We start from the raw sequence: 25,969 nt of genomic DNA, 5'->3' as shown, positions 1-25,969 counted from the left end.
CGCATGCTGTTTTTAGTTCGTATGGATGTGAACATCCCGCGTGATCTGCCCGCCGACGAGGCCAACGAGATCAAGGCCCGCGAAAAGGCCTATTCACAAGACCTGCAGCGCGACGGCCGCTGGAAGAGCATCTGGCGCGTGGTCGGCGAATATGCCAACTACAGCATTTTCGATGTGTCGTCGAATGACGAGCTGCACCAGCTGCTGCAAGGCCTGCCCCTGTTCCCGTTCATGAAGATCGACGTGACGCCGCTGGCAGCCCACCCCTCGGCCATTGCCTGAGCTTGATACCGCATTCCAAAAAAACGTACGGAGACAAAACCTTGAAAACCCAACTGCTTACCCTGCTTGCTGCTGGCATCACCCTGGCCGCCGCGCCGGCCGCCCACGCGCAGACTGCCGGTGCCGACTGGCCAAGCAAGCCGATCCGCTGGATCGTGCCCTTCCCACCGGGCGGCGCCATGGACGCGATTGCCCGCACGCTCGGCGAGAAAGCCGGCAAAACGCTGGGCCAGCCCTTCGTCATCGAGAACAAGCCCGGCGCGGGCGGCAACATCGGTGCCGATTTTGTCGCCAAGGCGCCCGCCGACGGCTACACCATGATGATCACCTCCATCGGCATGGCGACCAACAAGCCGCTGTACGGCAAGCTCAGCTACGACCCGGTCAAGGACTTTGCCCCGGTCAGCCTGCTGGCCGTGGTGCCTAACGTGCTGGTGACCAATTCGACCCAGCCCAACGTCAAGATCGTGGCCGACCTGATTGCCGCAGCCAAAAAGGAGCCCGGCAAGCTGAGCTATGCCTCGGCCGGCAACGGCACCTCGATCCATCTGGCGGGGGAAGTGTTCACTTCGCTGGCAAAAATCGACATGCTGCACGTTCCCTACAAGGGCAGCGGACCGGCCGTGGCGGACTTGCTGGGCGGCCAAGTCAACTATATGTTTGACAGCATCTCTTCGGCCCGGCCCCACATCGAGTCGGGCAAGCTGCGCGCGCTGGGCGTGACCACGGCCAAGCGCTCCAGCGCCCTGCCCAATGTGCCCACGCTGGCCGAAGCCGGTTTGCCCGGCTACGAAGTGTCGCCCTGGTTTGCTGTGTTCATGCCGGCCGCAACGCCCAAACCGGTGATCGCCAGGCTCAACGCCGCCTTGCTTGATGCCATGAAGCAGCCCGATGTGCGCGCCCGCTTTGCATCCATTGGCGCCGAACCCGTCGGCTCGACGCCTGACGAGCTGGCCGCGCACCTGGCGCGCGAATCAGCCCGCTGGAGCAAGCTGATCGCCGAGCGCGGCATCAAGCTGGACTGATCCCCACCGCGGGACTGCCCGCTTTTTTTATCCCACCCACCATCCCACAACGAGGAGACATTTCATGACTGAACTCAACCAACAGCAATTGCTGGACATCGTCAACACCAAGCACACCGCCCCCGGCGACGCGCGGGTGCGCCAGCTCACCGCACGCATCGTCAGCGACCTGTTCAAGACCATCGACGAACTCGATGTCAGCCCGGACGAGTTCTGGAAAGCCGTGGACTGGCTCAACCGCCTGGCCCAGGGCGGCCAGGTCGGCCTGATCACCGCCGGCCTGGGTTTTGACCGCCTGCTGGACATCCGCATGGATGAAGCCGACCAGAAGGCCGGCCGCGCCGCCGGCACGCCGCGCGCCATCGAAGGCCCGCTGTTCGTGGCTGGCGCGCCCTCTTTCAAGGTCGAAGCGCGCCTGGACGCTGGCGAGCCCAAGGGCGAAGTGTTCGTGATGGAAGGCCAGGTGCTCGACACAGATGGCCAGCCCGTGGCGCACGCTCAGATGGACGTGTGGCATGCCAACGAAGTCGGCGGCTATTCGCACTTCTTCCCTGGCATGCAGCCCTACGAGCTGCGTCGCCATATCGAGACCGATGCCAAAGGCAACTACCGTTTCCGCTCCTTCCTGCCACCGGGTTACGCCATTCCGCCCAACAGCCCGACGGCCGAACTGTTCACGGCGCTGGGCCGCCATGGCAACCGCCCCGCGCACATCCACTTCCTGGTGGTGGCGCCCGGTCTGCGCACGCTGACCACGCAGGTCAATATTCCCGGCGACACCTACATCGATGACGACTTCGCCTTCGCCACGCGCGACGGCCTGATCATCGAGATCGAAAAGAACGTCGCCCCTGCTGGCTACGAGTCGCTGGGCATCAGCGAGCCGTTCACCCGTTCGCGCTTTAATTTTGTCCTGCAACAAGCGCTGAACGACAGCGAGGCTTCGCCTGCCGCCCGCATGGCGCGCGTTACCGCCTGATCGCCTGTGCAGCCATCAGGCGCGAGGCGGCCTGAATGAATAAAAAGCCGCCTTCGAAAGAGAGCGGCTTTTTTGTCGAAACTCAGCGCAAACTTCGAGGCATTGACCATGACCCCCACTGAACCCCTTGACGCTTCCGGATCCCTGCAATGGAGCGACCAGTTCCTGCTGGGCTACACGCCCATTGACGAGGTGCACCAGGAATTCGTTGACCTGATGGGCCAGATGCAGCGCGCCGAAGATGCCGCGCTGCCGGCCTTGCTGGCGCAGTTTTCCGTTCATCTGCAACATCATTTTGAGATGGAAAACGAATGGATGGTGAGCACCGAATTTCCGCCCCGGGAGTGCCACATGGACGAGCATGCGGCGGTGATGCAGTCGGTCGAGGAAGTGCAGGCGCTCTTGGCGCAGGGCGACGTGGCGATCTGCCGCGACCTGGTGGCGCAGCTGGCCCAGTGGTTCCCCCAGCATGCGGACCAACTCGATTCGGCCCTGGCGCACTGGATGTTCAGCAAGACCATGGGCGGCAAGCCGGTGGTGCTCAGGCGCGGCCTGTCCCTGCGCTAGTCAAGCCTCGGCGCCGGCAGGCGGCGGCGGGCTATCGGCCAGCAGTTTTTCGGCCGCCTGCGCGCGGTACACCTCGTCAATCAGCGAGCGCAGCAGCACGATGTCCTCCGACTGGTCGTTCAGCCGCGTACACATGATGATGGGCGAGACCGCGCTGGGCTCCAGCAGCGGGCGATAGACCACTTCGTCGCGCCGCAGCCGTTGCGCGCTGGCAGGCACCACGCACAAGCCCATGCCCGAGGCGACCAGGCCCAGCGCGGTCTGCATTTCCTGCACCTCGTGGACCGTCATCGGCTCGACGCCCTTGTCGCGGAACAGCGACAGCACCTGGTCGGCGTAGCTAGGGCGGGGTGAACGGGGGTAAATCAACAGGGTGTAGGGCACGGCCGCCAGCAGGCTCAAGGGCGTGGTGGCACCGGCCAGCGGATGCTCGGCCGGTATGGCGAGCACCAGCGGCTCTTCGCGCAGCACCTCGCGCTTGACGCGCGGGTCGTCCAGCCGCAGGCGGCCAAAGCCCACGTCGATCCGTCCGGCGTTGAGCGCCTCGTTTTGTTCGACCGAGAGTTTTTCCACCAGCACCAGTTCGGTTTGCGGCTTGACGGCGCGAAACAGCCGGGCAATGCGCGGCAGCGCGCCGTACATGGTCGAGGGCACAAAGCCGATCACCAGCCGCCGCTCAACCTGGGCAATGCGCCGCGTCATGGTGACGGTCTCGTTGACCTGCTCCAGCAGGCGCACGGCACGCGCATAAAAAAAGCGTCCCGCTTCGGTCAGGCGTAGCGGCCGGGCATCGCGTTCCAGCAGCTTCATGCCGATCTCGTCTTCGAGCTGCTGGATCTGGCGGCTCAGCGGCGGCTGCGAGATGTGCAGCCGCTCGGCTGCCCGGGTGAAGCTGCGCTCTTCTGCCACGGCCACGAAATACTTGAAGTGCCGAAAATCCATTGCATGCCTTTTAGGTATGAAGTGAGTCTAAAACGGTCTTTGATATCCGGGCCACTTTATTTCAGAATCGACCCAAGAATAAAAAAACAGACCTTGCTGATGTGCCGCCTTACCGGTTGCCTTCAGGGCGCTGCCGACCCGCCACCCCTGGGTTGACGCAGTTGCCAAAGGTTCTTTCTCGCAAGGAAAGAGAGACAAGCAACAAGAAAATTGATCTATGCGGCGATGCGTCGCTGCATCCAGTGCGTCTGTGTGGGCAATGCGAGGGTTGGTCAGAAGCCGGGGCTTGATCGCCTTGTGACAAGGTTTCCGGGCCGCATCGCCTTGCATGCCAAAAACGCATAATTTTTTCCTGTGGCGATGCATCGTCAATGCATCGTTGCAGGGGTTCCATGCAAACGAGACAAGAACGGAGACTATTTATGAGCACCCCTACGCACACTTCCAGCGTCCAGGCGCGACTCGATGGCATGCTGGTCGAAGACAAAGAGCAGCACATCTATCGCCTGAACCGCGCCGCTTTCACCGATCCCGAGCTGTTCGAACTGGAGGTCAAGCACCTGTTTGAAGGCAACTGGATTTACCTGGCCCATGAAAGCCAGATTCCCGACAACAACGACTATTTCACGACCACCATCGGCCGCCAGCCGATCGTGATCACGCGCAACAAGCAGGGCCAGCTCAACGCCCTCATCAACGCCTGTTCGCATCGGGGCGCCACGCTGGCCCGCCGCAAAAAGGGCAACAAGGCCAACTTCACCTGCACCTTCCACGGCTGGACCTTCAACAACAGCGGCAAGCTGCTCAAGGTGAAAGACGGCAACGACGCGGGCTACCCCGAGTCCTTCAACAAGGAAGGCAGCCATGACCTGAAGAAGATCGCGCGCTTTGAAAGCTACCGTGGTTTCCTGTTTGGCAGCCTGAACGACGATGTCAAGCCGCTGTCCGAATTCCTCGGCGAAGCCACCAAGATCATCGACATGATCGTTGACCAGTCGCCCGAGGGCCTGGAAGTGCTGCGCGGCGCATCGACCTACACCTACGATGGCAACTGGAAGCTGCAGACCGAAAACGGCGCCGACGGCTACCACGTCAGCTCGGTGCACTGGAACTACGCGGCCACCACCAACCACCGCAAGCAAAGCGAAGCCGGCGACAACGTCAAGGCGATGGACGCGGGCAGCTGGGCCAAGCAGGGCGGCGGCTTCTATTCCTTCGAGCACGGCCACATGCTGCTGTGGACCAAATGGGCCAACCCGGAAGACCGTCCGGCCCACGCCATTCGCGACGAACTGGTTGAAAAATTCGGCCAGGCCCGCGCCGACTGGATGATCAACCACTCGCGCAACCTGTGCCTGTACCCCAACGTGTACCTGATGGACCAGTTCGGCTCGCAGATCCGCGTGCTGCGCCCCATCTCGGTGGACAAGACCGAAGTCACTATCTACTGCATCGCGCCCAAGGGCGAATCCGCCGAGGCGCGCACCCGCCGCGTGCGCCAGTACGAAGACTTCTTCAACGCCACCGGCATGGCCACGCCCGACGATCTGGAAGAGTTCCGCGCCTGCCAGCAAGGCTACGCCGGCATCGACCTGCCCTGGAACGACATGTGCCGTGGTTCGACCCACTGGGTCGAAGGCGCCGATGCCGCAGCCCAGGAAATCGATTTGCACCCCACGCTCAGCGGTGTCAAAACCGAGGACGAAGGTCTGTACACCGAACAACACCGTTACTGGCTCGAAGCCATGCAGCGCGCCGTTGCCGTTGATTCCGAAAAAGCCTAAGGGACAAGCCATGACCATGACGATTGACCAAGTTCAAGCCTTCCTCTACCGCGAAGCCCGTTTGCTCGATGACAGGCAGTGGGACGAGTGGCTGACCTGCTATGCCCCGGATGCCGAATTCTGGATGCCCGCCTGGGACGATGACGGCGAGATGACGCGCGACCCGCAGTCTGAAATCTCGCTGATCTACTACGCCAACCGGGGCGGTCTTGAAGACCGCGTGTTCCGCATCAAGACCGAGCGTTCGGCGGCCAGCATGCCCGAGCCGCGCACCGGCCACCAGATCACGAATGTCGAGATCGTGTCGCAGGACGGCAGCGAAGTGTGCGTGCGCTTTAACTGGAACACGCTGAGCTACCGCTACAGCATGACGGACAGCTACTTCGGCACCTCGCATTACACGCTCGACGTGTCCAGCGCGCAGCCGCTGATCAAGCGCAAGCGCGTCGTGCTGAAAAACGACTACATCCACCACGTCATCGACGTCTATCACATCTGAGTGGAAAGGAAAACCCACCATGAGCCACCATATCGCGTTGCAGTTTGAAGACGGCGTCACCCGCTTCATTCACGCTTCCCCCACTGAAACCGTCGCCGACGCGGCCTACCGCCAGGGCGTGAACCTCCCGCTGGACTGCCGCGATGGCGCCTGCGGCACCTGCAAGTGCTTTGCCGAGTCCGGCCAGTTCACGCTGGGCGACTACATCGAGGACGCGCTGAGCGAAGACGAGGCAAGCCAAGGCTTCGTGCTGACCTGCCAGATGCGCGCCAAAAGCGATTGCGTCGTCCGCGTGCCGTCTTCGTCCAGCGTCTGCCGCACCCAGCAGGCCAGCTACGACGCGGCGATCAGCGAGGTGCGCCAGCTCTCGCCCAGCACGATTTCCCTGTCGATCCAGAGCGACGCCCTGAACAAGCTGGCTTTCCTGCCCGGCCAGTACGTCAACCTGCAGGTGCCCGGCAGCACTGAAACCCGCGCTTATTCGTTCAGCTCGCTGATCAAGGGCGGCCAGGTGTCCTTTCTGATCCGCAATGTGCCCGGCGGTCTGATGAGCAGCTACCTGACGGCCCTGGCCAAGCCCGGCGAGCGCATGACGCTGGCCGGCCCGCTGGGCAGCTTTTACCTGCGCGACATCAAGCGGCCGCTGCTGATGCTGGCCGGCGGCACGGGTCTGGCGCCGTTCACCGCCATGTTAGAGAAAATCGCCGAGCAGGGCAGCGCGCATCCGCTGCACCTGATCTATGGCGTAACCCACGACGCCGACCTGGTGGACATGGACAAGCTCGAAGCCTTTGCGGCGCGCATCCCGAACTTCACCTTCGCCGCCTGCGTCGCCAGCGCCGAGAGCAGCCAGCCGAAAAAAGGCTATGTGACGCAGCATATCGAGCCCGGCCATCTGCACGACGGCAACGTGGACATCTACCTGTGCGGCCCGCCGCCCATGGTCGAAGCGGTCAACCACTTCATTCGTGAACAAGGCATTCAGCCGGCGAGTTTCCACTACGAAAAATTCGCCGCCAGCGCCTGATCGCGTTGTTCTCGCGTTGTTCATCCTTCCATTCGGCCCGTGCGTTGCGGGCTCTTTTTAAGTCCTCATCATGAATCCACGTTTTCACAACAAGGTCGCGGTGGTCACCGGCGCGGCCCAGGGCATTGGCCGCAGCGTGGCCTTGCGCATGGCGGCCGAGGGCGCCCGACTGGTGCTGGTCGATCGCTCTGAGCTGGTCTATGAGCTGCGCGATGAACTGCTAGCTACGTCCGCCGAAGTGCTCGCGCTGACGGCGGACATGGAAAAAAGCGTCGATTGCCAGCAGGTCATGCAATCGGCCGCCCTGCGCTTTGGCCGGCTCGACATCCTCATCAACAACGTCGGCGGCACCATCTGGGCCAAGCCTTTCGAGCATTACCAGGTGGACGAGATCGAGGCCGAAGTGCGCCGCTCGCTGTTCCCGACCCTGTGGTGCTGCCATGCGGCGCTGCCGCACATGCTGGCGCAGGCCAGCGGCGCGATTGTCAACGTGTCGTCGATTGCCACGCGCGGCGTCAACCGCGTGCCTTACGGTGCGGCCAAGGGCGGCGTCAATGCCCTGACGGCCTGCCTGGCGATGGAGACAGCCGAGCGTGGCGTGCGTGTCAATGCGGTCGCCACGGGCGGCACCGAGGCGCCGCCGCGCCGCATTCCGCGCAACACCGCCGAGCAGACCGAGCAGGAAAAAGTCTGGTACCAGCAAATCGTCGATCAGACCATTGCTTCGAGCCTGATGAAGCGCTACGGCACGATTGACGAGCAGGTCAGCGCCATCTTGTTCCTTGCCTCCGACGAGGCGTCCTACATCACCGGCGTCACGATGCCGGTGGGCGGCGGCGACCTCGGCTGAGGCCATTTTTACCACCATAAACAGGACGCCACGAATCCTGTCCTGTCCCTATCCATAAAAGCGAGACAAATACCATGCGACAAATTGACGTTCACAAGCTGTCCGACGAGGCCAGATTCAATGGCTTTCACGGCAAGGTGCTGTTGTGGTGCGCCCTGATCATCATCTTTGACGGCTACGACCTGGCGGTGGCCGGCATCGCGCTGCCCTCGATCATGAAGGAGATGGGCGTCACCGCCCAGAACGCCGGCTTCATGGTCAGCTCGGCCCTGTTCGGCATGATGTTCGGCGCCATCTTTCTGGGCACCATCGCCGACAGGATCGGCCGGCGCAAGGCCATCGCGATCTGCATCTTCCTCTTCAGCGTGTTCACCGCCGCAGCGGGCTTTACCGACAACCCCTACACCTTCAGCGCGATGCGCTTCCTGGCGGGCCTGGGCATAGGCGGCGTCATGCCCAACGTCGTGGCGCAGATGACCGAGTATTCACCGAAGAAGATTCGCGCCACCATGGTCACGCTGATGTTCAGCGGCTATGCCGTGGGCGGCATGCTGGCCGCCTTGCTGGGCAAGGGGCTGATCGAAGCCTACGGCTGGTCGTCCGTCTTCCTGGCCGCCGGTTTGCCGGTGATTTTGATCCCGTTCGTGCTGAAGTCGATGCCCGAGTCGATGCCCTTCCTGATCAAGGAAAACCGGCTCGACGAACTGAAGAACATCGTCTCGCAGATGTCTCCTGGCTACCGGCCCCAATCCGATGACCGCTTCGCGCTGCCCTCGGCAGACAAGGCCGAAGGCGCTCCGATTGGCAAGCTGTTCCAGGATGGCCGGGGTTTCAGCACCGTGATGTTCTGGGTCACCTTCTTCATGTGCCTGTTCATGGTCTATGCCCTCAGCTCGTGGCTGACCAAGCTGATGGCGAGCGCCGGCTACAGCCTGGGCTCTGCGCTGACCTTTGTGCTGGTGCTCAACTTCGGCGCCATGATCGGCGCGGTCGGCGGCGGCTGGCTGGCTGACCGCTTCCACATCAAGTATGTGCTGGTGGGCATGTACGCGCTGGCGGCGGTGTCGATCACGCTGCTGGGCTACAAGGTGCCGACCGAAGTGCTGTTCCTGCTGGTCGGGCTGGCCGGCGCATCGACGATTGGCACGCAGATCGTCACCTATGCCTATGCCGGCCAGTTCTACCCGATGGCGATCCGTTCGACCGGCATCGGCTGGGCGTCGGGCGTGGGCCGCAGTGGCGCCATCCTGGCGCCGATCGTGATCGGCACGCTGGTGGGCATGTCGCTGCCGCTGGAGCAAAACTTCATGGCCATTGCCATTCCCGCCGTGATCGCGATGATTGCCGCGTCGATGATCAACCACCGCCGCTCCGCCTCGGCCAGCCATGACAGCGTGAGCGTGCTGACGCCTGCGGCTTCAGCGATGGCGGGCAAGTAGGAAGCAAGCGCTCCGGTTCTTGTGAGCCAGAGCGCATTCGTTTCAACCCGTAAACAGCTTTTTAGCATCAAACAGGCCTCTAGCGCACGCCTGCTATGCGCAAGAAGCTATGAATTTGGTAGCAAAAAAACTGTCGGGCGCCTTGAGCGCTGTGATGACACATCAGGGTGATTTCGCTCCAAGGAATGCTTGTTCATGAAAAAAGACTTTTCCCTGTCAGCCGTCACGGCTGGATTCCTGGCCGTGCTGATTTCCTATGCCGGTCCGCTGGTGATATTTTTCCAGGCCGGCCAAAGTGCCCATGTCTCCGCGGAAATGATGTCGTCCTGGGTCTGGGCCATTTCAATCGGGGCAGGGGTGTCGGGCATCTTGCTGAGCTGGTGGCTCAAGGTGCCGGTCGTGACGGCCTGGTCCGCACCGGGCACGGCCTTGCTGGTGACCTTGTTCCCCGCCATCACGCTCGGGCAGGCCGTCGGGGCTTACCTGGTGTCGGCGGTCATTATTTTCATCATTGGCGTGTCCGGTTATTTTGACAAGCTGGTGCAGGCCATCCCCAAAGGCATTGCCAGCGCCATGATGGCGGGCATTTTGTTCCAGTTTGGCGTCGGCGCGTTTCAAGCGGTCACAGCGATGCCGCTCATCACCTTTTGCATGATGGGCACTTATTTGCTCTTCAGGCGCTTGCTGCCGCGCTATTGCCTGGTGATTTTGCTGGTGATCAGTCTGGTGCTGGCGGTGGCCCTGGAGGGCGTGAGCCTGGCCGGCGTGACATTCACTCTGGCCAGCCCGGTGTTCATCACACCCGAGTGGACCTGGGGCGCAACCCTGAGCCTGGCGCTGCCGCTGGTGCTGGTCAGCGTGACGGGGCAGTTCTTGCCGGGCATGGCCATCTTGCGCAGTTCGGGCTACAGCACGCCGGCCCGTCCCATCATCATCACGACCAGCCTGGCCTCGCTGGGCGTGGCATTTTTCGGCGGCATCACGATTGTGATTGCGGCCATCACGGCGGCGCTTTGCACTGGCAAGGACGCGCATGAAGACGCCACAAAACGCTATGTGGCAGGCATTGCCAACGGCGTGTTTTACCTGGTGGGCGGCTGCTTTGCCGGCACCATCATCTTGTTTTTTGCAGCCTTGCCCAAAGCGCTGATCGCGGTGCTGGCCGGACTGGCCCTGGTGGGCGCGATTGGGGGTAGTCTGGCCGGTGCAATGAACGAAGCCGATCACCGGGAGGCCTCGATCATCACCTTCTTGGCCACAGCGTCGGGCATGACGTTCTGGGGCCTGGGGTCGGCGTTCTGGGGAGTGGTCATTGGCGCGCTAGCCTATTTGCTGCTGCATAAGCAATGGTTTCTTCCCGCGAAGGCGAGGCTTTGATGATGGCCTGACGCAGGATCTTCAATCTCTTTCGTCCTGCTTTGGTTCGCATGATGGGAGCGCAACAGCAGAGAAATGCTGTTGTTGTCATAACGAACAAACAGAGGCTTGTCTTTTTATGTCAAAAACATTTTCAATCTCCCGGCCATACGCTTTGAGGTTCACACCGTCGCGTGCGGATGAACCGGGTGGGCAATCGTCTCGGCGACCAATTTGAGGCCGCGCTCACACTCTTCGCGTGAGATCGGGCCACCCAGGCAGATACGCACCGCATCGGGCGGGTCTGCGTCTGTGGAAAAGGCGGCACTCGCGACCACGCCGACGCCTTGGGTGCGCAGGTAGGACGCGAACTCCACCGGGCTCCAGCCTGAAGTGAGCGGCAACCAGAGGTGAAAACCATCGGTCGGCGCCTGCATTCCATGCGGACCCAGATAGCGCGCAGCCAGCGCCTGACGGGCAGCGGACTCAATGCGAATCGCCTCCACCATGGCGTCGGCCGTGCCGTCTTCCACCCAGCAGGTCGCCAGTGCATTGGTCACCGGTGAAGCCATCACGGTGGTGGCGCGCAACGCGCCTGCGAGCCGCTGCGACTGCCGGCTTCCAGGGGAATGCACATAAGCGCTGCGCAGGCCCGCGCCGAAGCATTTGGAAAAGCCGGTGATGTAGTAGGTAAGCTCTGGCGCCAAAGTAGCCATTGCCGGCGGCACCTGCCGGGGCAGCATCCCGTAGGCATCGTCTTCGATGATGGGGATGGCATAACGCAAGGCCACATCGGCCAGCGCCTCCCGGCGCGAACGGGTCATGGTGGTCGTGGTCGGGTTGAGCAGCGTGGGGTTGCAGTACAAGGCTTTGGGATGCAGTGTCTTGCAGGCATGCTCAAAGGCCTCGGCCAAGGGGCCATCGTCGTCCAATGGCAGTGCATGGAGCTGGATGCCCAACTGCGTGGCAATCGCCTTGACGCCAGGGTAAGTGAGCGCCTCCACACAGATCATTTCGCCCGGCCGGGCCAGTTGAGAAAACAGTGCGGTCAGCACACTGTGGATGCCGGGGCACACGAGGACCTGACTGAGGCTTGCATGCGGTACGTGGCGGCGCAGCCACTGGGTTCCCACCTCGCGGTCGTGCCCGGTGCCGCCGAAGTCCTGGTAGCGCAGCAGGTCATAGAGATCGGTGCGCTCCAGCATGCGTGCCGCCGTGTCGTGCATGCGCTGCAGCAGCACGGTGTCTTGCGGCTCCGGTGGCAGGTTCATGGTCATTTCCGCCCCGCTGCCACCGCGCAGCGGCAGGCTGGGACTGGTTCCGCGAATATAGGTGCCAATGCCGGCGTGGGAATCGATCAACCCACGTTTGCGCGCCTCGCTGTAGCCACGGGCCACCGTGGTGTAGTTGAGACCCAGGTCGGCGGCCAGTTCACGCAGCGTGGGCAGTCGATCGCGCGCTGCCAGCCGCCCGGCACGAATATCTTCAGCGATCAGGTCAGCCAGCAGCAGATAGGCGGGCCGGTCGCTTCGGGCGAGTTTCTTGGTCCAGTGCTGCGTCGTTTTGTTCATGAAAAATTTCCTGGGTGACCTGATTCGGAACTTGATTGCATGGCTTGATTGCATTCAAGGATTCAAAAGTCATGCATGAAGCATGCCCGTGATGGGTTGGAGAGGTTTCCTTTCTTGGTGCATTTCACCTGTTTATCGGGTGCATTGATTGCATCGAGACAGTCTCAATTCGGTGCATTTTCGGCCATCAAACGGCTGGTTTTGAGCCGCTGAGAATTTTTTACAAGTGCTCTGGAAGCGCCGCGCTTGATTGATTGCAGCTTGATTGCATCAGGCGCCTATTTGCATGGCACACATCATGCGAAATACCAAGGCGCAAGCAATCCCTTTCATCTCATCCACTGGAGTTAAACCATGCCTAAAGTCACCCAACCCGCCAATGTCAAAGGCGACTTCCTTGTCGATTACGAAGAAAAAGTCTTTGAGGACGTGAAAGCCGAGCCGGGCGACAAGGCCCTGGTCACTTTCCATACCGTGGCGTTTGAAGGCTCCATCGGTTTCGTCAACCTGCTGCAAGCCACCCGGCTCCAGCGCAAGGGCTATGAGACCTCGATTCTGTTGTACGGCCCGGGCGTCACGCTTGGCGTGCAGCGCGGCTTTCCCAAACTGGGTGATGAAGCCTTTCCTGGCCACCAGAACCTCAACAACCAGATCACCAAGTTCATGGCCGAAGGCGGCAAGGTCTATGCGTGCCGCTTCGCGCTGCAGGCGCTGTACGGCCACGGGGAGGGCGCCTTGATTCCGGGTATCACGCCGATCAGCCCGCTGGACGTGCTGGACCTGATGCTGCTGCACCGCAAGCAGGGCGCGGTCATTCTCGACACCTGGACGCTGTAAGGCGGAGCCGCAAAATGACGTCCACACCCCGTATAGTGCGCGCGGCCGCTGTGCAGATCGCGCCCGACCTGGAGCGCCCGCAAGGCACGCTGGACCGCGTGTGCAGTGCCATCGACGACGCGGCAGCCCAGGGAGCGCAGCTGGTGGTCTTCCCCGAGACCTTCCTGCCCTACTACCCCTACTTCTCCTTTGTCGTTCCGCCCGTTCAGCAAGGCCCCGCCCACCTGCGCCTGTATGAGCATGCGGTGGTGGTGCCCGGCCCGGTGACAGCGGCGGTGGCCGAGCGGGCAAAGGCACATGGCGTGGTCGTGGTGGTGGGCGTCAACGAGCGTGACCATGGCAGCCTGTACAACACCCAGCTGGTCTTTGACGCCGATGGCAGCCTGGTCCTCAAGCGCCGCAAGATAACGCCCACTTACCACGAGCGCATGGTCTGGGGCATGGGCGATGGCGCCGGGCTGAAGGTGGCCGACACGGCTGTCGGCCGCGTCGGTGCGCTGGCCTGCTGGGAGCATTACAACCCGCTGGCGCGCTACAGCCTGATGGCGCAGCATGAGGAAATCCACTGTGCGCAGTTTCCAGGCTCGCTGGTCGGGCCGATCTTTGCCGACCAGATGGAAGTCGCCATCCGCCACCATGCGCTGGAATCGGGTTGCTTCGTGGTCAACGCCACGGGCTGGCTGACCGATGCGCAGATTGAATCCATCACCCCCGACCAGAGCCTGCAAAAGGCCCTGCGCGGCGGCTGCCACACCGCCATCATCTCGCCCGAAGGCAAGCACCTGGCAGCGCCCCTGACCGAAGGCGAAGGCATGGTGATCGCCGACCTTGACATGGCGCTGATCACCAAGCGCAAACGCATGATGGATTCAGTGGGCCACTACGCCCGGCCCGAACTGCTGAGCCTGGCAATCAACGCCGAGCCTGCCCAAACCATGCGTCCCATGCACGCAAGCCCTTCTCTTTCCACTTCAAGGAGTCCCGACCATGAGTACCCACCAGCCCAGCCACGCACCTTCGGCCGCGAACCGGCAACTGATGACCGAGCTGCAATCCTTCGGACTGCGGCTGGCTGACCCTGGTGCTCCGAATGGCGGCGTGGCCAGCCGCAAGGGCGGTGCCGGCCCTTCGGACCACAAGGCCGTCACGGTGGACGGGCACACCATCATGGTGCCGGTCCACACCTCAAGCGCCTGGAATTCGCCGTTTGTCGCGCAGGCGCCGGACGCCCAGGGGCGCAGCGCGCTGCTGCGCGGCACGATCCCGATTGCACAGATCGCCTTTCCCAGGTCGCCGCACTTTTATGAATTGAAGACGCTCGAAGGCATTCCGTACTCGCACATCGCCACCTTGCACGGCGCGGACGTGCTGGCCACCACGGTGCTGCAAAACTGCATCCGCTACGAGAGCCGCAAAAAAACCTGCCAGTTTTGCGCGATTGGCCAGTCACTCGCGGCCGGTCGCACCATCGCCCACAAGACGCCGGCGCAACTGGCCGAAGTGGCCGCAGCCGCAGTGCGGCTGGACGGCGTCAAGCACATGGTGATGACCACGGGCACGCCCAACGCCACCGACCGCGGTGCGCAGGTGCTGTGTGAAAGCGCCCTGGCCATCAGGGCCGCAGTGGACCTGCCGCTGCAGGCCCAATGCGAGCCACCCGACGACGACCGCTGGTTCCAGCGCATGCGCGATGCAGGCATCGACACCTTGGGCATGCACCTGGAGGTGGTCACGCCGGAATTGCGCGCGCGCATCATGCCGGGTAAGGCCACGGTGCCGATCAGCCGCTACATGGCGGCGTTCGAGGCCTCGGTGCGTGTGTTTGGCCGTGGCCAGGTCAGCACCTACATCCTGGCCGGACTGGGCGACACGCCCGAAGCCATCCTGTCGATCTCCGGGCAGCTGCTGGCTTTGGGTGTCTATCCCTTCGTGGTGCCCTTTGTGCCCATCAGCGGCACCCCCCTTGAAGACCATCCGGCCCCACCCGCAGACTTCATGAAGGCCTTGCTGGAGCCGCTCGGGGCCATGGTCGCCAGGGCCGGTCTGCGCGCCAACGACATCAAGGCCGGGTGCGGCAAGTGCGGCGCCTGCTCGTCCCTGTCGGTTTACGAAACCGCTGCTGCTTAAGGAGATGCCATCATGCTGAGCACTGAAACACTCTGCGAACTGTCGCAAGACTACCGTCCCTGCGAATTCCGCGTCAAATGGGCTGACAGTGCGTGGGAAATCACGCAAGCCCGGCGCTTGCGGCGGGACGTGTTTTGCGACGAACAACAAGTCTTTGCCGGCGACGACCTCGACGCGATTGATACGCAGGCCAAGACACTGGTGGCGGTGTCTCAGCTCGGCGGCATGCCCGACCAGGTCGTTGGCACGGTTCGCATCCACAGCGAAGAGCCGGGCCTGTGGTGGGGTTCGCGGCTGGCGGTGGATGCGGCGTTTCGGCAACACGGAAGGATCGGCGCCACCCTGATCCGCCTGGCCGTCAGCAGCGCGCACGCTCGCGGTTGCCGCATCTTCCTGGCCCATGTGCAAAGCCAGAACACCCCTCTGTTCAAACGCCTGCACTGGCAGGCGCTCAAGCAAGAGAGCTTGCATGGACGGCCGCACGACCTGATGCAGGCCGACCTGGTCCACTATCCGCCCTGCTACGACCCGATCTCGGGTTACCCGGTGCCTCGCCGGAGCGTCGCATGAGCCATCTCCATCTCCATCTCCATCTGCTACCGCTCCCGGCATTGACGGCCGCCCTGGTGGCCGGGCGCGGCTTTGCGCACAAACGCGACATTGGTGATGCCATGCGCGTGCTGTCCCGCGCCTTGCCCGATGCGACGCATCAGCGGGACCAGGCCGTCGCGCTGGGCGACGACTGCGCCGCGATTCGCGACGGTGATGGTTATCTGCTGTTCGCCATCGAGGGCTTTGTCGATGATTTCGTGCAGCGCATGCCCTGGTTTGCCGGCTACTGCGGCGTGATGGTCAACGTGAGCGACATCTACGCCATGGGCGGGCGGCCCATCGCCGTGGTCGATGCCATCTGGAGCCAGGGCGCGGGCACGAGCGAGCAGGTGATGGTCGGCATGGCCGAAGCCTCGCGGCGCTACGGCGTGCCCATCGTCGGCGGCCATACCAACCACCGCAGCGACCACGGCCAGCTGGCGGTGGCCATCCTGGGCCGGGCGCGCAAGCTGCTGACCAGCTTCGATGCCCTGCCAGGCCACCGCTTGCTGATGGCCATCGACCTGCGGGGCGCTTACCAGGAACCCAATCCGTACTGGGATGCCTCCACCAGCGCCCCGGCCGAACGCTTGCGCGCCGACCTGGAATTGCTGCCAATCCTCGCCGAGGACGGTTTGTGCAACGCCGCCAAGGACATCAGCATGGCCGGCGCGGTGGGCACCGCGCTGATGCTGCTGGAGTGTTCCGAAGTGGGCGCGATGATTGACATCGAAGCCATCCCTCGGCCCCTGGGCGTGCCCCTGCTGCGCTGGTTGCAGTCCTTCCCCAGTTTTGGCTTTGTGCTCAGCGTGCGGCCCGAAGTCGCCGACGAGGTCGTCGCACGTTTCCACGCCCGTGGCATTGCCTGTGCCGATGTGGGGGAGGTCAGCGCCGCACCGCAGGTCTGGCTGCGCCAAGGCCAGGAAACTTCTTTGCTGTGGGACGTTGCCGCCCAGCCTTTCATCCGGGCACGCCCGGCGCAGGAGCCTGGCAATGCATGAACGCGGAATGCCCCAAGCCCTGAAAATCGGCCTGCTGACGCACTCGGTCAATCCGCGCGGCGGTGTGGTGCATACCCTGGAGCTGGCGCAGGCGCTGCACCGGGCGGGCCATGAGGTGACGGTGATGGCACCGGCCATGGCGGGCCAGCGCATGTTTCGCCCGGTGCATTGCCGGCTGCAACTGCTACCCGTGGACCAGGCCTCCCCAGGCATGGCAGGCATGGTGAATTCGCGCATCGAGGCCTTCAAGCGCCACCTGTCCACGCTGCTTGCGCATGAACAGTTTGATGTGCTGCATGCGCAAGACCCGATCGGCGCCAATGCCCTGGCCGATCTGCAGGAGCAAAGCCTCATTGACGGCTTTGTGCGCACCGTCCACCATCTCGATAATTTCGACGATGCGCGTTTGATGGCATGGCAGCAGCGCGGCTATCTGGCCGCGCAACAGGTGCTGTGCGTGAGCCAGCTGTGGCGCGATGTCCTGCGGCGCGCCCATGGCATCGATGCGGCGCTGGTGCATAACGGCGTGGACTGCACGCGGTACACCCGGCAACGTGACACGACAGATGCGCAACTGGCCCGGCGCCTGGGTTTGCGCGGCGGCCGGGATGCGCCGGTTTTTCTCTCGATCGGCGGGATTGAGGAGCGCAAGAACACACTGCGCATCCTGCAGGCCTTTCTCGCACTGCGCTCTGATCACGCTCAGGCGCAACTGGTGATTGCTGGAGGCGCGAGCCTGCTGGACCATGATGCTTACACCCGCGAGTTCCAGACCCTGGCAGCAGCCCACGGGCTGCAGGCCGGGCCGGGGCGGGAACTGGTGCTGACCGGACCCCTTGCAGATGCCGAGATGCCAGCGCTCTTTCGTGCTGCGGACGCCCTGGTGATGCCCTCCCTGCGAGAAGGCTTTGGCCTGGTGGTGCTGGAGGCGCTGGCCAGCGGTACGCCGGTCGTGGTGTCCCGCATGGCGCCCTTCACCGAATACCTGGGAGACGCGGACTGCTGCTGGGCCGACCCGCAGGACGCTGCCTCCATTGCTCAGGCCATGCGCAGCGCGCTGGCGCCCGCCTGGCGGCAAGCACTGGCGCAGACCCCGGCCGTTTGCCGGCGTTTTGGCTGGCCGGCCAGTGCCGCACGCCATGCGGACCTGTACAGGGCGCATGCGGCGCTGAGCCGTCACGCCGCAGCGCTTTAGAACCCAAACCATCCCTGAATTTTTCATCTGGAGCTACTCACCCATGCCTGCCATGCACTTTGAACTTCGTTGGCCTGATGCCACGCAGACCCGCTGCTACTCGCCCTCATTGGTCATCAAGGACTACTTTCAGCCCGGCACCAGCTACCCGCTGCCGCAGTTCATGACCCAGGTGCGCGAAGCGCTGAACATTGCTTCGGAGCGCGTGCGTGCGAAGTTCGGCTTCGCCTGCTCTTCGGCCATGGACCAGCTGGCCCAGCTTGAGCAGATCGCCCAACGCTTCGAGACCGTGCCCAGCGCCCTGGTCCAGGTCGTCGCCTTTCACGCGTAGGCGCCCGCCTTCTTCCCCGCATCTCACCCCCTCAATTCATTTTCAAGGAGTCTTTCATGTCCGTTCATGCCCAGCCTACCCACCACAGCGTCGTCATCGTCGGCGGCGGACAAGCCGGGCTGTCGCTCAGCTACTACCTGCAGCAGCGCAGCATCGACCATTTGGTGATCGAAAAACACTCGCCCATGCATGCCTGGCGCAGCCAGCGCTGGGACGCGTTCAGCCTGGTCACGCCCAACTGGCAATGCGCCTTGCCTGGCTGGCCCTATGCCGGCTCCGACCCGCATGGTTTCATGAAGAAGAGCGAAATCATCGACTACCTGGACGGCTTCAGGCAGCATGTGAACGCTCCGTTGCTCCAGGGCGCTGCTGTGCAGCGAGTGACGCCGCGTGGTTCCAATGGTTTTAACGTGATCACCTCGGCAGGCGAAGTCACTGCCGATCAAGTCGTGGTGGCCTCGGGCGGCTACCACCAGCCCATCATCCCCCGCATGGCCGAGCGTTTGTCCAAAGACATCCTGCAACTGCACTCCGAGCAGTACCGCAGCCCGGCAGCCATGCCCGAAGGCACGGTGCTGGTCGTGGGCTGCGGTCAGTCCGGCGCGCAGATCGCCGAAGACCTGCATCTGGCCGGGCGCAAGGTCGTGCTGGCAACGGGCAACGCACCGCGCTGCGCCCGCTTTTACCGTGGCAAGGATGTGGTCGACTGGCTGGCCGACATGGGCTACTACGACATGCCGGTGCATGAGCACCCCTTGCGCGAAGGCGTGCGCGACAACACCAACCATTACGTGACCGGCCGCGATGGCGGGCGCGACATTGATCTGCGCAAGTTTGCCGCCGAAGGCATGGCGCTTTATGGCTTGCTGACAGGCCTGGAGGGCGAGACGCTGCAATTTGACGCTAACCTGCAAGAAAACCTCGACCATGCCGACGGCGTCTACAACCGCATCAACGAATCCATCGACAAGTACATCGCCAAGGCAGGCATCGACGCGCCCCCGGGTGAACGGTACGAGCCCGTGTGGCAGCCGCAAGGCGAACGCCGGACCTTGAACCTTCGCGAGGCGGGCATCACCTCGGTCATCTGGTGCATTGGCTTTCAGCCCGATTTTGGCTGGCTCGACTTGCCGGTCTTCAATGGCCGCGGCCAACCCGGCCATGTGCGCGGGGTCACCGCCCAGGCCGGGCTCTATTTCCTGGGGCTGCCGTGGCTGCACACCTGGGGTTCGGGGCGTTTCTCGGGGATTGCGCGTGATGCGCTGTACCTGGCCGAGCAGATCGAGGCGCGCACCGGCGCCTCTGAAGCAACGGCCGACATGGAGCAGGCAGAAGTCCTGCTGTCATGACCCCCGCTGTTGTGCGCCAGGCCTGCCTTGAAGCGCGCTATGTCGCCGGCATGCCCAACCTTTGCTACAACGGCCTGTCGGAAAACTGGCTGCTCAAGGAATGCGGGCATCGCCACTGGCTGGCGATTGCGCAAGCCCAGGGCAGCCAGCAGCCGGAGTTCCGCGATGCGCAAGGCCGCAAGGTCTATGCGGCATTCACGCTGGTCCGCCTGAGCGATGCCAGGCTGGAGCAGATCGGGGAACACGACGCCTTCTCCATCACCAGCCAGTGCCTGCCGGTCGGGCGAGCCCAGCATTACAGCCGCCATGACCTGCGGGTGCATGGCCAGCGCGGGGCACGGGTGGAGATGCTCTCGGCCTTCGTGCGCCGCGAGAAGCCAGGCAACAACCGCAGTGTGGTGCGTGCCGCGATGACCGAGTCCAAGGTCAACCACGACGCCATGGACCAGGAACTGGCCACTGCCGCCGACGCGTTTGTGCGTCACGGGCGCGAGCGTCGGGCTGGCGCCTGGAGTGAGCCTCCTGGCGTGCATTCGGGGGAGGGCGGAGCAGGCATGCACGAATCGGTCTTCATGCCGTGTCCCAATAACGACTTCAATGGCGCCGACCTGTTGTACTTCGCCTCGTTCCAGGCCGTGGTGGACCGTGCCGAGTGGTCCTGGATGGTGAATGCCCAGCCGCCGGGCCGACCCGCCGCGATCATCGAACGCGAGATGGTCTTTTACGGCAACATGAATCTTGGCGACTCGGTACGCACGTCTTTGGGCGTTCACGATTCAGGCGGGATGCACCTGAGCCACCGGTCTGAACTGCGGCGCGGCTCCGACAACGCGCGCATTGCAGAGGTATACACGCGCAAGCTCATCCCGCTTTATGCCCAAGGCAAGGCGCTGACAACCCCAACTGATATGGTTTTTTTAAAAGCAACTGCATCTTACGCATCAGATGGAAGTTGGGCACAGTAGGGGACAAGGCAACACCGCCTTTTGTGAGTCCCCCATGAGCAAGCCCAGAAAAATTATTCCCATCGCCATGGCCGGCAGCGGCGCAGCCGCCGCCTCGCTATTCGCCTATGAGGCACCGAACAAGATTTATGCGCGCGCGGTCAGCGGCTGGTTCGCCGCCTGGCGCTGGGCGCTGGTCTGGATCACGCAGCTTGTGTTCTACGGCTTGCCGTGGCTGCAATGGAATGGCCGCCAGGCGGTGCTGTTCGACCTGGAGGGCCAGCGCTTTTTCCTGTTCGGCCTGGCCCTGTATCCGCAGGATCTGATCTACCTGGCCGCGCTGCTGATCGTGTCGGCGCTGGCGCTGTTCTTCTTCACCGCCGTGGCCGGGCGGCTGTGGTGCGGCTTTGCCTGCCCGCAAACGGTGTACACCGAAATCTTCATGTGGGTCGAGCGCAAGACCGAAGGCGACCGCATCGCTCGGATGCGGCTGGACGCGGCGCCCTGGTCAGCGCAAAAGCTGGCGCGCAAGGCCGCCAAGCAAACCCTGTGGCTGGCCATCAGCCTGTGGACGGGCTTTACGTTTGTTGGCTACTTCACGCCCATCCTTACGCTGGCCGCGTCAGCGGCCGTCTGGAGCGCCGGCCCCTGGGAGGTGTTCTGGGTGCTGTTCTACGGCACGTTCACCTACGGCAACGCGGGCTACCTGCGCGAGCAGGTCTGCAAGCACATGTGTCCTTACGCACGGTTCCAGGGCGCGATGTTCGACCGCGACACGCTCATCATCGGCTACGACAAGGCGCGCGGCGAATCGCGCGGCTCGCGCCCGCGAACTGCCGATGCCAAGGCGCTGGGACTGGGCGACTGCATCGATTGCACCTTGTGCGTGCAGGTCTGCCCGACCGGCATCGACATCCGCGACGGCCTGCAGAGCAACTGCATCGGCTGCGCAGCCTGCATCGATGTGTGCGACTCGGTCATGGACAAGATGAACTACCCGCGCGGCTTGATTCGCTATTCAACGGAAAACGCCCTGGCCAATGGCTGGAGCCGCTCGGAACTGCTCCGACGCATCGTGCGCCCCCGGGTGCTGGTCTATGGCGCCATCTTGCTGCTGGTCTCGGTCACGGTGGTCACCAGCATGTCCCTGCGCAGCCCGTTCCGGGTGAATGTCATCCGTGACCGCGGCGTCATGGCCCGCACGGTCGGCAACGGCGTGGCCGAGAATGTCTATCGCTTGCAGGTCATGAACGCCACCGAAACGGCGCAGCGTTACCGGATTGATGTCCAGGGGCCGCACGGCCTGGCCCTGGCGCAAGCCGCTGGACTCGAACTCATGCCCATCGAAGAGCGCTACGTTCCTGTGACCGTGAAGTTGCCAGGCGCAGCCGCTGCATCCCTGGCCGGTCAGAAGTTGCCCATCCATTTTGCGGTCACACAACTGGCGGAAAACGGCCAGGAAGTTCGGGTTATGGAGGACAGCACGTTTTGGGTGCCGCGATGAACGAGCACCAGGAAACAGCCTTGAGCAGGCGTTCTGCCGAAGGCTTGGCCGCCAAGCGGTGTACTGTACCGAAGGGCGGAACGCTGGCTCCCACGTTGGCAACATGGGCCTTGGCAAGCTTGGGCATGTTCCTGGCCAGCGCAGTCCCGAGCGTCGTTGCCGCCGCGCCGTTCGAAGACACGATGGCCCAGCGCACCCTGGCCTGCACCGCCTGCCATGGCCCGCAGGGACGCGCCGCGCCCGACGGCTACTACCCGCGCCTGGCCGGCAAGCCGGCTGGCTACCTCTACAACCAGTTGCTCAATTTTCGTGAAGGCAGGCGCCACTATGGCCTGATGACCGGGCTGATCGAGCCGCTGAGCGACGCCTATCTGCTGGAAATCGCGCAGTATTTTTCAAGTCTCGAAGTGCCCTACCCGGCGCCGCTGCCCAGCCAGGCGCCTGCCGCCGTGCTGCGCCTGGGCGAGCAGCTGGTGACCCAAGGCGACGCCAGCCGCAAGCTGCCGGCCTGCGTGCAATGCCACGGCCAGGCCATGACCGGCGTGGCGCCCCAGATTCCGGGCCTGCTCGGGCTGCCGCGCGACTACCTTAATGCGCAACTCGGCGCCTGGAAGGCCGGCCAGCGCCGCGCCCATGCGCCCGACTGCATGCAGGACGTGGTGTCCCGCCTGAGCCTGGAAGACATCAACGCCGTGGCCAGCTGGATTGCCGCCCAGCCGCTTCCAGCCAATACCCATCCGGCCGCATCGCTGCCGGCTCCGGCGCCAGGAAGCAGCACGCTCGACTGCGGCAGCGCATCGCTGCCTGCATCCGGTATGCCCGGCATGGCAGGAACGAAGGCTCACAAATGAAAAAAATGCTAAAATTGGCACTCAGCATGGGCCTGCTGGCAGTTGGCGCTGCCGCCGTGGTCTGGTCGCTGAACGTGCGCGACGAAGTCGATGTGAATGCCCCAGTCGCTTTCGTGACCAGCGACAGCGTGATCGCGCGTGGCAAATACCTGACGGTGGCCGGCAACTGCATGACGTGCCACACGGCGCGCGGCGGCCAGAACTATGCCGGCGGCCTGGGCATTGCCACGCCGTTCGGCACGGTGTTCACCTCCAACCTCACGCCCGACGCTACCACCGGCATTGGCAGTTGGACCGCGTCGCATTTCTGGCGTGCCCTGCACAACGGCCGCTCCAAGGACGGCCGGCTGCTCTATCCGGCGTTTCCGTACACCAGCTACACCCAGGTGACGCGCGAGGATTCGGATGCGATGTTTGCCTACCTGCGCAGCCAGCCGGCGGTCAACCAGCCGAATCAGCCGAACACGCTGCGCTTTCCCTACCAGTCGCAGGCCGCGCTGGCCGTCTGGCGGACGCTGTACTTCAAGCCCGGCGTGTACCAGCCCGACGCCAGGCGCGATGCCGAATGGAACCGCGGCGCCTACCTGACCAGCGGCCTGGGCCACTGCAGCGCGTGCCATTCACCGCGCGATGCGCTGGGCGGAACTCGCAACAGCCTGGCCTTGGCCGGAGGTCTGATCCCGATGCAGAACTGGTACGCGCCGTCGCTGACCTCACCGCACGAAGCCGGCGTGAGCCACTGGGACCGCGAGCAGATCGTGGGCCTGCTCAAAAACGGCGTGGCGCCGGGCACCTCGGCGAGCGGCCCGATGGCCGAAGTGGTCTTGCGCAGCACCCAGCACCTGACGAACCAGGACCTGGGCGCCATGGCCAGTTACCTCAAGGCGCTTCCGGGCGCAAGCGCGCCGCCTGAAAAAACCGCTCCGCCCGGCCCTGCCAGGCCGTCCCTGGGCACCAACAAAACCGCCAAGCTGTACGAGCAGCATTGCGCCCAGTGCCATGGCACGCAAGGCGAAGGCATTGCCAATGCCTATCCGCCGCTGGCCAGCAACCGGGCAGTGACCATGACATCGACCACCAACCTGGTGCAAATGGTACTGGGCGGCGGTTACCCGCCAGCCACGGCTGGCAATCCCAAGCCGTTCGGCATGCCGCCTTTCGTGCTGGTACTCAGCGACAGCGAGATCGCCGATGTCATCACCCACATTCGCACCTCATGGGGCAACCAGGCCGGCGCTGTCACGCCGCAAGAAGTCAACCGCATCCGGGCCAACCAGGGGCATTGATTCAGGCCCTCATCGGTTACTCTGAGTTCGAACCAGTTGACCTAGCGTTGCAACGGCCCGTTCCGTTCGTTCGTCCCACACATGGCCATAGTTCAGGCGCAGGCAGTTGGCAAAGCCCTGCTTGGCCGAAAAGATCGGCCCCGGCGCCACGCTGATGCCCAGCGACAGGGCCTGGCGGTGAATCTCCAGGGCGCTCACCTGATCGGGCAACTCTATCCACAAAAAGTAGCCACCGGCAGGTCGCGTTGCGCGGGTTCCTGGCGGAAAGTGGTGGCCCAGCGCCTGGGCGAACTGGGCTTGCTGCGCTTGCAGGGTATGCCGCAGCTTGCGCAGGTGCTTGTCGTAGCCCCCTTTTTCGAGGTAGGCGGCCAGCGTGACCTGGGCTGGCGCCGAAGTGGCCAGGTTGGTGATGAGTTTTTGCCGGGCGACCCGGCCCGCAAAGCGACCCGGCGCGGCCCAGCCGATGCGGTAGCCCGGCGCCAGGCATTTTGAAAAGGAAGAGCAGTGCATGACCAGTCCTTCGGTGTCGAAGGCCTTGGCGGGCATGGGCCGCTTGTCGCCGAAATACAGTTCGCCATACACATCGTCCTCGATCAGCGGCACCTGGTGGCGCGTCAGCAGTTCGACCAGCGCCTTTTTCTTGCTGTCGGGCATCAAGCTGCCCAGCGGGTTCTGGAAATTGGTCATCAGCCAGCAAGCCTTGGGCTGGTGCCGCGCCAAGGCATGCTCCAGGGCGGCCAACTCGATGCCTTCACGCGGATGCGTGGGCACCTCGATGGCATCGAGCCCGAGCCGCTCGAGTGCCTGCAAGGCGGCATAGAAGGTGGGCGACTCGACCAGCACCGCATCGCCGGGACGGGTGACCGTTTCCAGGCACAGGTTCAGCGCTTCCAGCGCGCCATTGGTGATGACGATTTCGTCGGTGTGCACATGCAGCCCGTCGGCCAGGTAGCGCAGGGCAATTTGCCGCCGCAGCCCGGCATTGCCTGGTGTCAGGTCATCCACCGTGGCCCACGGATCGAGCTTTTGCACGCAGGCGGCCATCACTTTTCCCAGCCGGGCCAGCGGGTACAGCAAAGGGCTGGGAAAGGCTGAACCCAGAGGCACCACGTCACGCGCCATGGTGGACTGCAGCACCTCGAACACCAGTTCGCTCACGTTCAGCGCGACGGCTTCGTCGGGCGGCCTTGAGGCCATGTCAGGCTCGGGCGGAAACTGGCGAACGCCTGGCGCCACGTAGTAGCCCGAGCGTTCGCGCGCCCGAACCAGGCCTTTGGCCTCCAGCAGGTAGTAAGCCTGGAACACGGTGGACGGACTCACGCCTCGGCTGGCACTGGCTTGCCGCACTGACGGCAGGCGGTCACCGGGTCGCAGGACGCCGGTCTGGATGGAAGTTGCAATTTCGCTGGCCAGTGCTTCATAGCGCTTCATGGTTGTTCTCGTTGCAGGACCGTGCAGCGTCCAAAGGCTGGTCTGCGAGAAAACCGGCTGATGATCAAGTAACCATCCCCCGGCAAAGCCCTTGCCGTTACCCACATTTTTGGCCGATGCGATATCCAATGACACAGGACTCCAGTTCGAGGAGTCCTTTCCAGATAGTTTGCCAGCCCGGGTCGCCGTCACTGTTGGCCG

25 protein-coding genes are annotated in these 25,969 nt (G+C 63.5%); 22 read left to right on the top strand and 3 right to left on the bottom strand.

Annotated features, from left to right (window positions below; all coding sequences use genetic code 11):
* The first annotated feature begins 3 nt into the window (after window positions 1-3).
* The 4 genes from catC (at window position 4) to PNAP_RS10610 (ending at window position 2,853) form a co-directional block, all read left to right on the top strand.
* Window positions 4-282 (top strand): muconolactone Delta-isomerase, encoded by a 279-nt coding sequence (gene catC / locus PNAP_RS10625; RefSeq protein WP_011801505.1) that lies wholly within the window; start codon window positions 4-6, stop codon window positions 280-282.
* Window positions 283-323: 41 nt separating this feature from the next.
* The gene (locus tag PNAP_RS10620) at window positions 324-1,307 is read left to right on the top strand and encodes a tripartite tricarboxylate transporter substrate binding protein (protein WP_011801504.1); all 984 of its coding nucleotides are present in this window, start codon (window positions 324-326) and stop codon (window positions 1,305-1,307) included.
* Window positions 1,308-1,371: 64 nt separating this feature from the next.
* Complete coding sequence (locus PNAP_RS10615; RefSeq protein ID WP_011801503.1) at window positions 1,372-2,286, top strand: catechol 1,2-dioxygenase; 915 nt, start codon at window positions 1,372-1,374, stop codon at window positions 2,284-2,286.
* Between the two features lie 108 nt (window positions 2,287-2,394).
* Window positions 2,395-2,853 (top strand): bacteriohemerythrin, encoded by a 459-nt coding sequence (locus tag PNAP_RS10610; RefSeq protein ID WP_011801502.1) that lies wholly within the window; start codon window positions 2,395-2,397, stop codon window positions 2,851-2,853.
* Here PNAP_RS10610 and PNAP_RS10605 read toward each other — a convergent pair whose 3' ends face one another.
* A complete protein-coding gene (locus PNAP_RS10605; protein ID WP_011801501.1) occupies window positions 2,854-3,795 on the bottom strand; it encodes a LysR family transcriptional regulator in 942 nt (313 codons plus the stop codon). It lies immediately after the preceding gene.
* 422 nt (window positions 3,796-4,217) lie between these two features.
* Here PNAP_RS10605 and benA point away from each other — a divergent pair, with 422 nt between their 5' ends.
* The 6 genes from benA (at window position 4,218) to PNAP_RS10575 (ending at window position 10,771) form a co-directional block, all read left to right on the top strand.
* Window positions 4,218-5,579 (top strand): benzoate 1,2-dioxygenase large subunit, encoded by a 1,362-nt coding sequence (benA, locus tag PNAP_RS10600; protein WP_041376657.1) that lies wholly within the window; start codon window positions 4,218-4,220, stop codon window positions 5,577-5,579.
* 10 nt (window positions 5,580-5,589) lie between these two features.
* Window positions 5,590-6,078 carry a benzoate 1,2-dioxygenase small subunit gene (benB, locus tag PNAP_RS10595; RefSeq protein WP_011801498.1) on the top strand — a complete coding sequence of 163 codons (489 nt, stop codon included), beginning with the start codon at window positions 5,590-5,592 and terminating at the stop codon, window positions 6,076-6,078.
* 19 nt (window positions 6,079-6,097) lie between these two features.
* On the top strand, window positions 6,098-7,105 hold the full coding sequence (gene benC / locus PNAP_RS10590) for a benzoate 1,2-dioxygenase electron transfer component BenC (protein ID WP_011801497.1): 1,008 nt from the start codon (window positions 6,098-6,100) through the stop codon (window positions 7,103-7,105).
* A gap of 70 nt (window positions 7,106-7,175) precedes the next feature.
* On the top strand, window positions 7,176-7,955 hold the full coding sequence (locus PNAP_RS10585; RefSeq protein WP_011801496.1) for a 1,6-dihydroxycyclohexa-2,4-diene-1-carboxylate dehydrogenase: 780 nt from the start codon (window positions 7,176-7,178) through the stop codon (window positions 7,953-7,955).
* A 74-nt stretch (window positions 7,956-8,029) separates the two neighbouring features.
* Window positions 8,030-9,394 carry an MFS transporter gene (locus PNAP_RS10580; RefSeq protein ID WP_011801495.1) on the top strand — a complete coding sequence of 455 codons (1,365 nt, stop codon included), beginning with the start codon at window positions 8,030-8,032 and terminating at the stop codon, window positions 9,392-9,394.
* A 195-nt stretch (window positions 9,395-9,589) separates the two neighbouring features.
* Window positions 9,590-10,771 (top strand): benzoate/H(+) symporter BenE family transporter, encoded by a 1,182-nt coding sequence (locus tag PNAP_RS10575; protein WP_011801494.1) that lies wholly within the window; start codon window positions 9,590-9,592, stop codon window positions 10,769-10,771.
* Between the two features lie 161 nt (window positions 10,772-10,932).
* Here the strand turns inward: PNAP_RS10575 and PNAP_RS10570 are convergent, their stop codons facing one another.
* Entirely contained in the window at window positions 10,933-12,321 is a 1,389-nt protein-coding gene (locus PNAP_RS10570) for an aminotransferase-like domain-containing protein (RefSeq protein WP_011801493.1), read from the bottom strand.
* A 354-nt stretch (window positions 12,322-12,675) separates the two neighbouring features.
* On the opposite strand from PNAP_RS10570, the gene PNAP_RS10565 reads away from it, so the two are divergent.
* From PNAP_RS10565 to PNAP_RS10510, 12 genes are all read left to right on the top strand, one after another.
* Complete coding sequence (locus PNAP_RS10565) at window positions 12,676-13,158, top strand: MSMEG_0572/Sll0783 family nitrogen starvation response protein (RefSeq protein ID WP_011801492.1); 483 nt, start codon at window positions 12,676-12,678, stop codon at window positions 13,156-13,158.
* Window positions 13,159-13,172: 14 nt separating this feature from the next.
* Window positions 13,173-14,234 (top strand): Nit6803 family nitrilase, encoded by a 1,062-nt coding sequence (locus PNAP_RS10560; protein WP_011801491.1) that lies wholly within the window; start codon window positions 13,173-13,175, stop codon window positions 14,232-14,234.
* Window positions 14,197-15,285 (top strand): MSMEG_0568 family radical SAM protein, encoded by a 1,089-nt coding sequence (locus tag PNAP_RS10555; RefSeq protein WP_011801490.1) that lies wholly within the window; start codon window positions 14,197-14,199, stop codon window positions 15,283-15,285. Before PNAP_RS10560 ends, PNAP_RS10555 begins: the two co-directional genes overlap by 38 nt.
* Window positions 15,286-15,297: 12 nt before the next feature.
* Complete coding sequence (locus tag PNAP_RS10550; RefSeq protein WP_011801489.1) at window positions 15,298-15,855, top strand: MSMEG_0567/Sll0786 family nitrogen starvation N-acetyltransferase; 558 nt, start codon at window positions 15,298-15,300, stop codon at window positions 15,853-15,855.
* The gene (locus PNAP_RS10545; protein ID WP_011801488.1) at window positions 15,852-16,877 is read left to right on the top strand and encodes a sll0787 family AIR synthase-like protein; all 1,026 of its coding nucleotides are present in this window, start codon (window positions 15,852-15,854) and stop codon (window positions 16,875-16,877) included. The genes PNAP_RS10550 and PNAP_RS10545 overlap by 4 nt, the downstream gene beginning before the upstream one ends.
* Window positions 16,870-18,072 carry an MSMEG_0565 family glycosyltransferase gene (locus tag PNAP_RS10540; RefSeq protein WP_011801487.1) on the top strand — a complete coding sequence of 401 codons (1,203 nt, stop codon included), beginning with the start codon at window positions 16,870-16,872 and terminating at the stop codon, window positions 18,070-18,072. The genes PNAP_RS10545 and PNAP_RS10540 overlap by 8 nt, the downstream gene beginning before the upstream one ends.
* A gap of 43 nt (window positions 18,073-18,115) precedes the next feature.
* On the top strand, window positions 18,116-18,403 hold the full coding sequence (locus tag PNAP_RS10535; protein ID WP_011801486.1) for an MSMEG_0570 family nitrogen starvation response protein: 288 nt from the start codon (window positions 18,116-18,118) through the stop codon (window positions 18,401-18,403).
* Between the two features lie 56 nt (window positions 18,404-18,459).
* Complete coding sequence (locus tag PNAP_RS10530) at window positions 18,460-19,752, top strand: MSMEG_0569 family flavin-dependent oxidoreductase (protein WP_011801485.1); 1,293 nt, start codon at window positions 18,460-18,462, stop codon at window positions 19,750-19,752.
* The gene (locus PNAP_RS10525) at window positions 19,749-20,717 is read left to right on the top strand and encodes a Pnap_2097 family protein (RefSeq protein ID WP_011801484.1); all 969 of its coding nucleotides are present in this window, start codon (window positions 19,749-19,751) and stop codon (window positions 20,715-20,717) included. The genes PNAP_RS10530 and PNAP_RS10525 overlap by 4 nt, the downstream gene beginning before the upstream one ends.
* 34 nt (window positions 20,718-20,751) lie before the next feature.
* A complete protein-coding gene (gene ccoG, locus PNAP_RS10520) occupies window positions 20,752-22,200 on the top strand; it encodes a cytochrome c oxidase accessory protein CcoG (RefSeq protein ID WP_011801483.1) in 1,449 nt (482 codons plus the stop codon).
* A 125-nt stretch (window positions 22,201-22,325) separates the two neighbouring features.
* The gene (locus PNAP_RS10515; RefSeq protein ID WP_157040400.1) at window positions 22,326-23,051 is read left to right on the top strand and encodes a c-type cytochrome; all 726 of its coding nucleotides are present in this window, start codon (window positions 22,326-22,328) and stop codon (window positions 23,049-23,051) included.
* On the top strand, window positions 23,048-24,337 hold the full coding sequence (locus PNAP_RS10510; protein WP_011801481.1) for a c-type cytochrome: 1,290 nt from the start codon (window positions 23,048-23,050) through the stop codon (window positions 24,335-24,337). Before PNAP_RS10515 ends, PNAP_RS10510 begins: the two co-directional genes overlap by 4 nt.
* Before the next feature lie 9 nt (window positions 24,338-24,346).
* Here the strand turns inward: PNAP_RS10510 and PNAP_RS10505 are convergent, their stop codons facing one another.
* On the bottom strand, window positions 24,347-25,768 hold the full coding sequence (locus tag PNAP_RS10505; RefSeq protein ID WP_011801480.1) for an aminotransferase-like domain-containing protein: 1,422 nt from the start codon (window positions 25,766-25,768) through the stop codon (window positions 24,347-24,349).
* Between the last annotated feature and the right edge of the window lie 201 nt (window positions 25,769-25,969).

Origin of the sequence: Polaromonas naphthalenivorans CJ2, from assembly GCF_000015505.1 — a bacterium.
Taxonomy (GTDB): Bacteria; Pseudomonadota; Gammaproteobacteria; order Burkholderiales; family Burkholderiaceae_C; genus Polaromonas; species Polaromonas naphthalenivorans.
This window is presented reverse-complemented; position numbering and strand designations above follow the sequence as displayed.

Coding starts and splice junctions, on each gene's coding strand:
- PNAP_RS10545 (WP_011801488.1), top strand. CDS start 15,852: ATGAGCCATCTCCATCTCCATCTCCATCTGCTACCGCTCCCGGCATTG.
- PNAP_RS10540 (WP_011801487.1), top strand. CDS start 16,870: ATGCATGAACGCGGAATGCCCCAAGCCCTGAAAATCGGCCTGCTGACG.
- PNAP_RS10550 (WP_011801489.1), top strand. CDS start 15,298: ATGCTGAGCACTGAAACACTCTGCGAACTGTCGCAAGACTACCGTCCC.
- PNAP_RS10510 (WP_011801481.1), top strand. CDS start 23,048: ATGAAAAAAATGCTAAAATTGGCACTCAGCATGGGCCTGCTGGCAGTT.
- PNAP_RS10610 (WP_011801502.1), top strand. CDS start 2,395: ATGACCCCCACTGAACCCCTTGACGCTTCCGGATCCCTGCAATGGAGC.
- PNAP_RS10565 (WP_011801492.1), top strand. CDS start 12,676: ATGCCTAAAGTCACCCAACCCGCCAATGTCAAAGGCGACTTCCTTGTC.
- catC (WP_011801505.1), top strand. CDS start 4: ATGCTGTTTTTAGTTCGTATGGATGTGAACATCCCGCGTGATCTGCCC.
- PNAP_RS10530 (WP_011801485.1), top strand. CDS start 18,460: ATGTCCGTTCATGCCCAGCCTACCCACCACAGCGTCGTCATCGTCGGC.
- benA (WP_041376657.1), top strand. CDS start 4,218: ATGAGCACCCCTACGCACACTTCCAGCGTCCAGGCGCGACTCGATGGC.
- PNAP_RS10580 (WP_011801495.1), top strand. CDS start 8,030: ATGCGACAAATTGACGTTCACAAGCTGTCCGACGAGGCCAGATTCAAT.
- PNAP_RS10505 (WP_011801480.1), bottom strand. CDS start 25,768: ATGAAGCGCTATGAAGCACTGGCCAGCGAAATTGCAACTTCCATCCAG.
- PNAP_RS10575 (WP_011801494.1), top strand. CDS start 9,590: ATGAAAAAAGACTTTTCCCTGTCAGCCGTCACGGCTGGATTCCTGGCC.
- PNAP_RS10560 (WP_011801491.1), top strand. CDS start 13,173: ATGACGTCCACACCCCGTATAGTGCGCGCGGCCGCTGTGCAGATCGCG.
- benC (WP_011801497.1), top strand. CDS start 6,098: ATGAGCCACCATATCGCGTTGCAGTTTGAAGACGGCGTCACCCGCTTC.
- PNAP_RS10570 (WP_011801493.1), bottom strand. CDS start 12,321: ATGAACAAAACGACGCAGCACTGGACCAAGAAACTCGCCCGAAGCGAC.
- PNAP_RS10555 (WP_011801490.1), top strand. CDS start 14,197: ATGACCGAGCTGCAATCCTTCGGACTGCGGCTGGCTGACCCTGGTGCT.
- benB (WP_011801498.1), top strand. CDS start 5,590: ATGACCATGACGATTGACCAAGTTCAAGCCTTCCTCTACCGCGAAGCC.
- ccoG (WP_011801483.1), top strand. CDS start 20,752: ATGAGCAAGCCCAGAAAAATTATTCCCATCGCCATGGCCGGCAGCGGC.
- PNAP_RS10615 (WP_011801503.1), top strand. CDS start 1,372: ATGACTGAACTCAACCAACAGCAATTGCTGGACATCGTCAACACCAAG.
- PNAP_RS10525 (WP_011801484.1), top strand. CDS start 19,749: ATGACCCCCGCTGTTGTGCGCCAGGCCTGCCTTGAAGCGCGCTATGTC.
- PNAP_RS10585 (WP_011801496.1), top strand. CDS start 7,176: ATGAATCCACGTTTTCACAACAAGGTCGCGGTGGTCACCGGCGCGGCC.
- PNAP_RS10605 (WP_011801501.1), bottom strand. CDS start 3,795: ATGGATTTTCGGCACTTCAAGTATTTCGTGGCCGTGGCAGAAGAGCGC.
- PNAP_RS10515 (WP_157040400.1), top strand. CDS start 22,326: ATGTTCCTGGCCAGCGCAGTCCCGAGCGTCGTTGCCGCCGCGCCGTTC.
- PNAP_RS10535 (WP_011801486.1), top strand. CDS start 18,116: ATGCCTGCCATGCACTTTGAACTTCGTTGGCCTGATGCCACGCAGACC.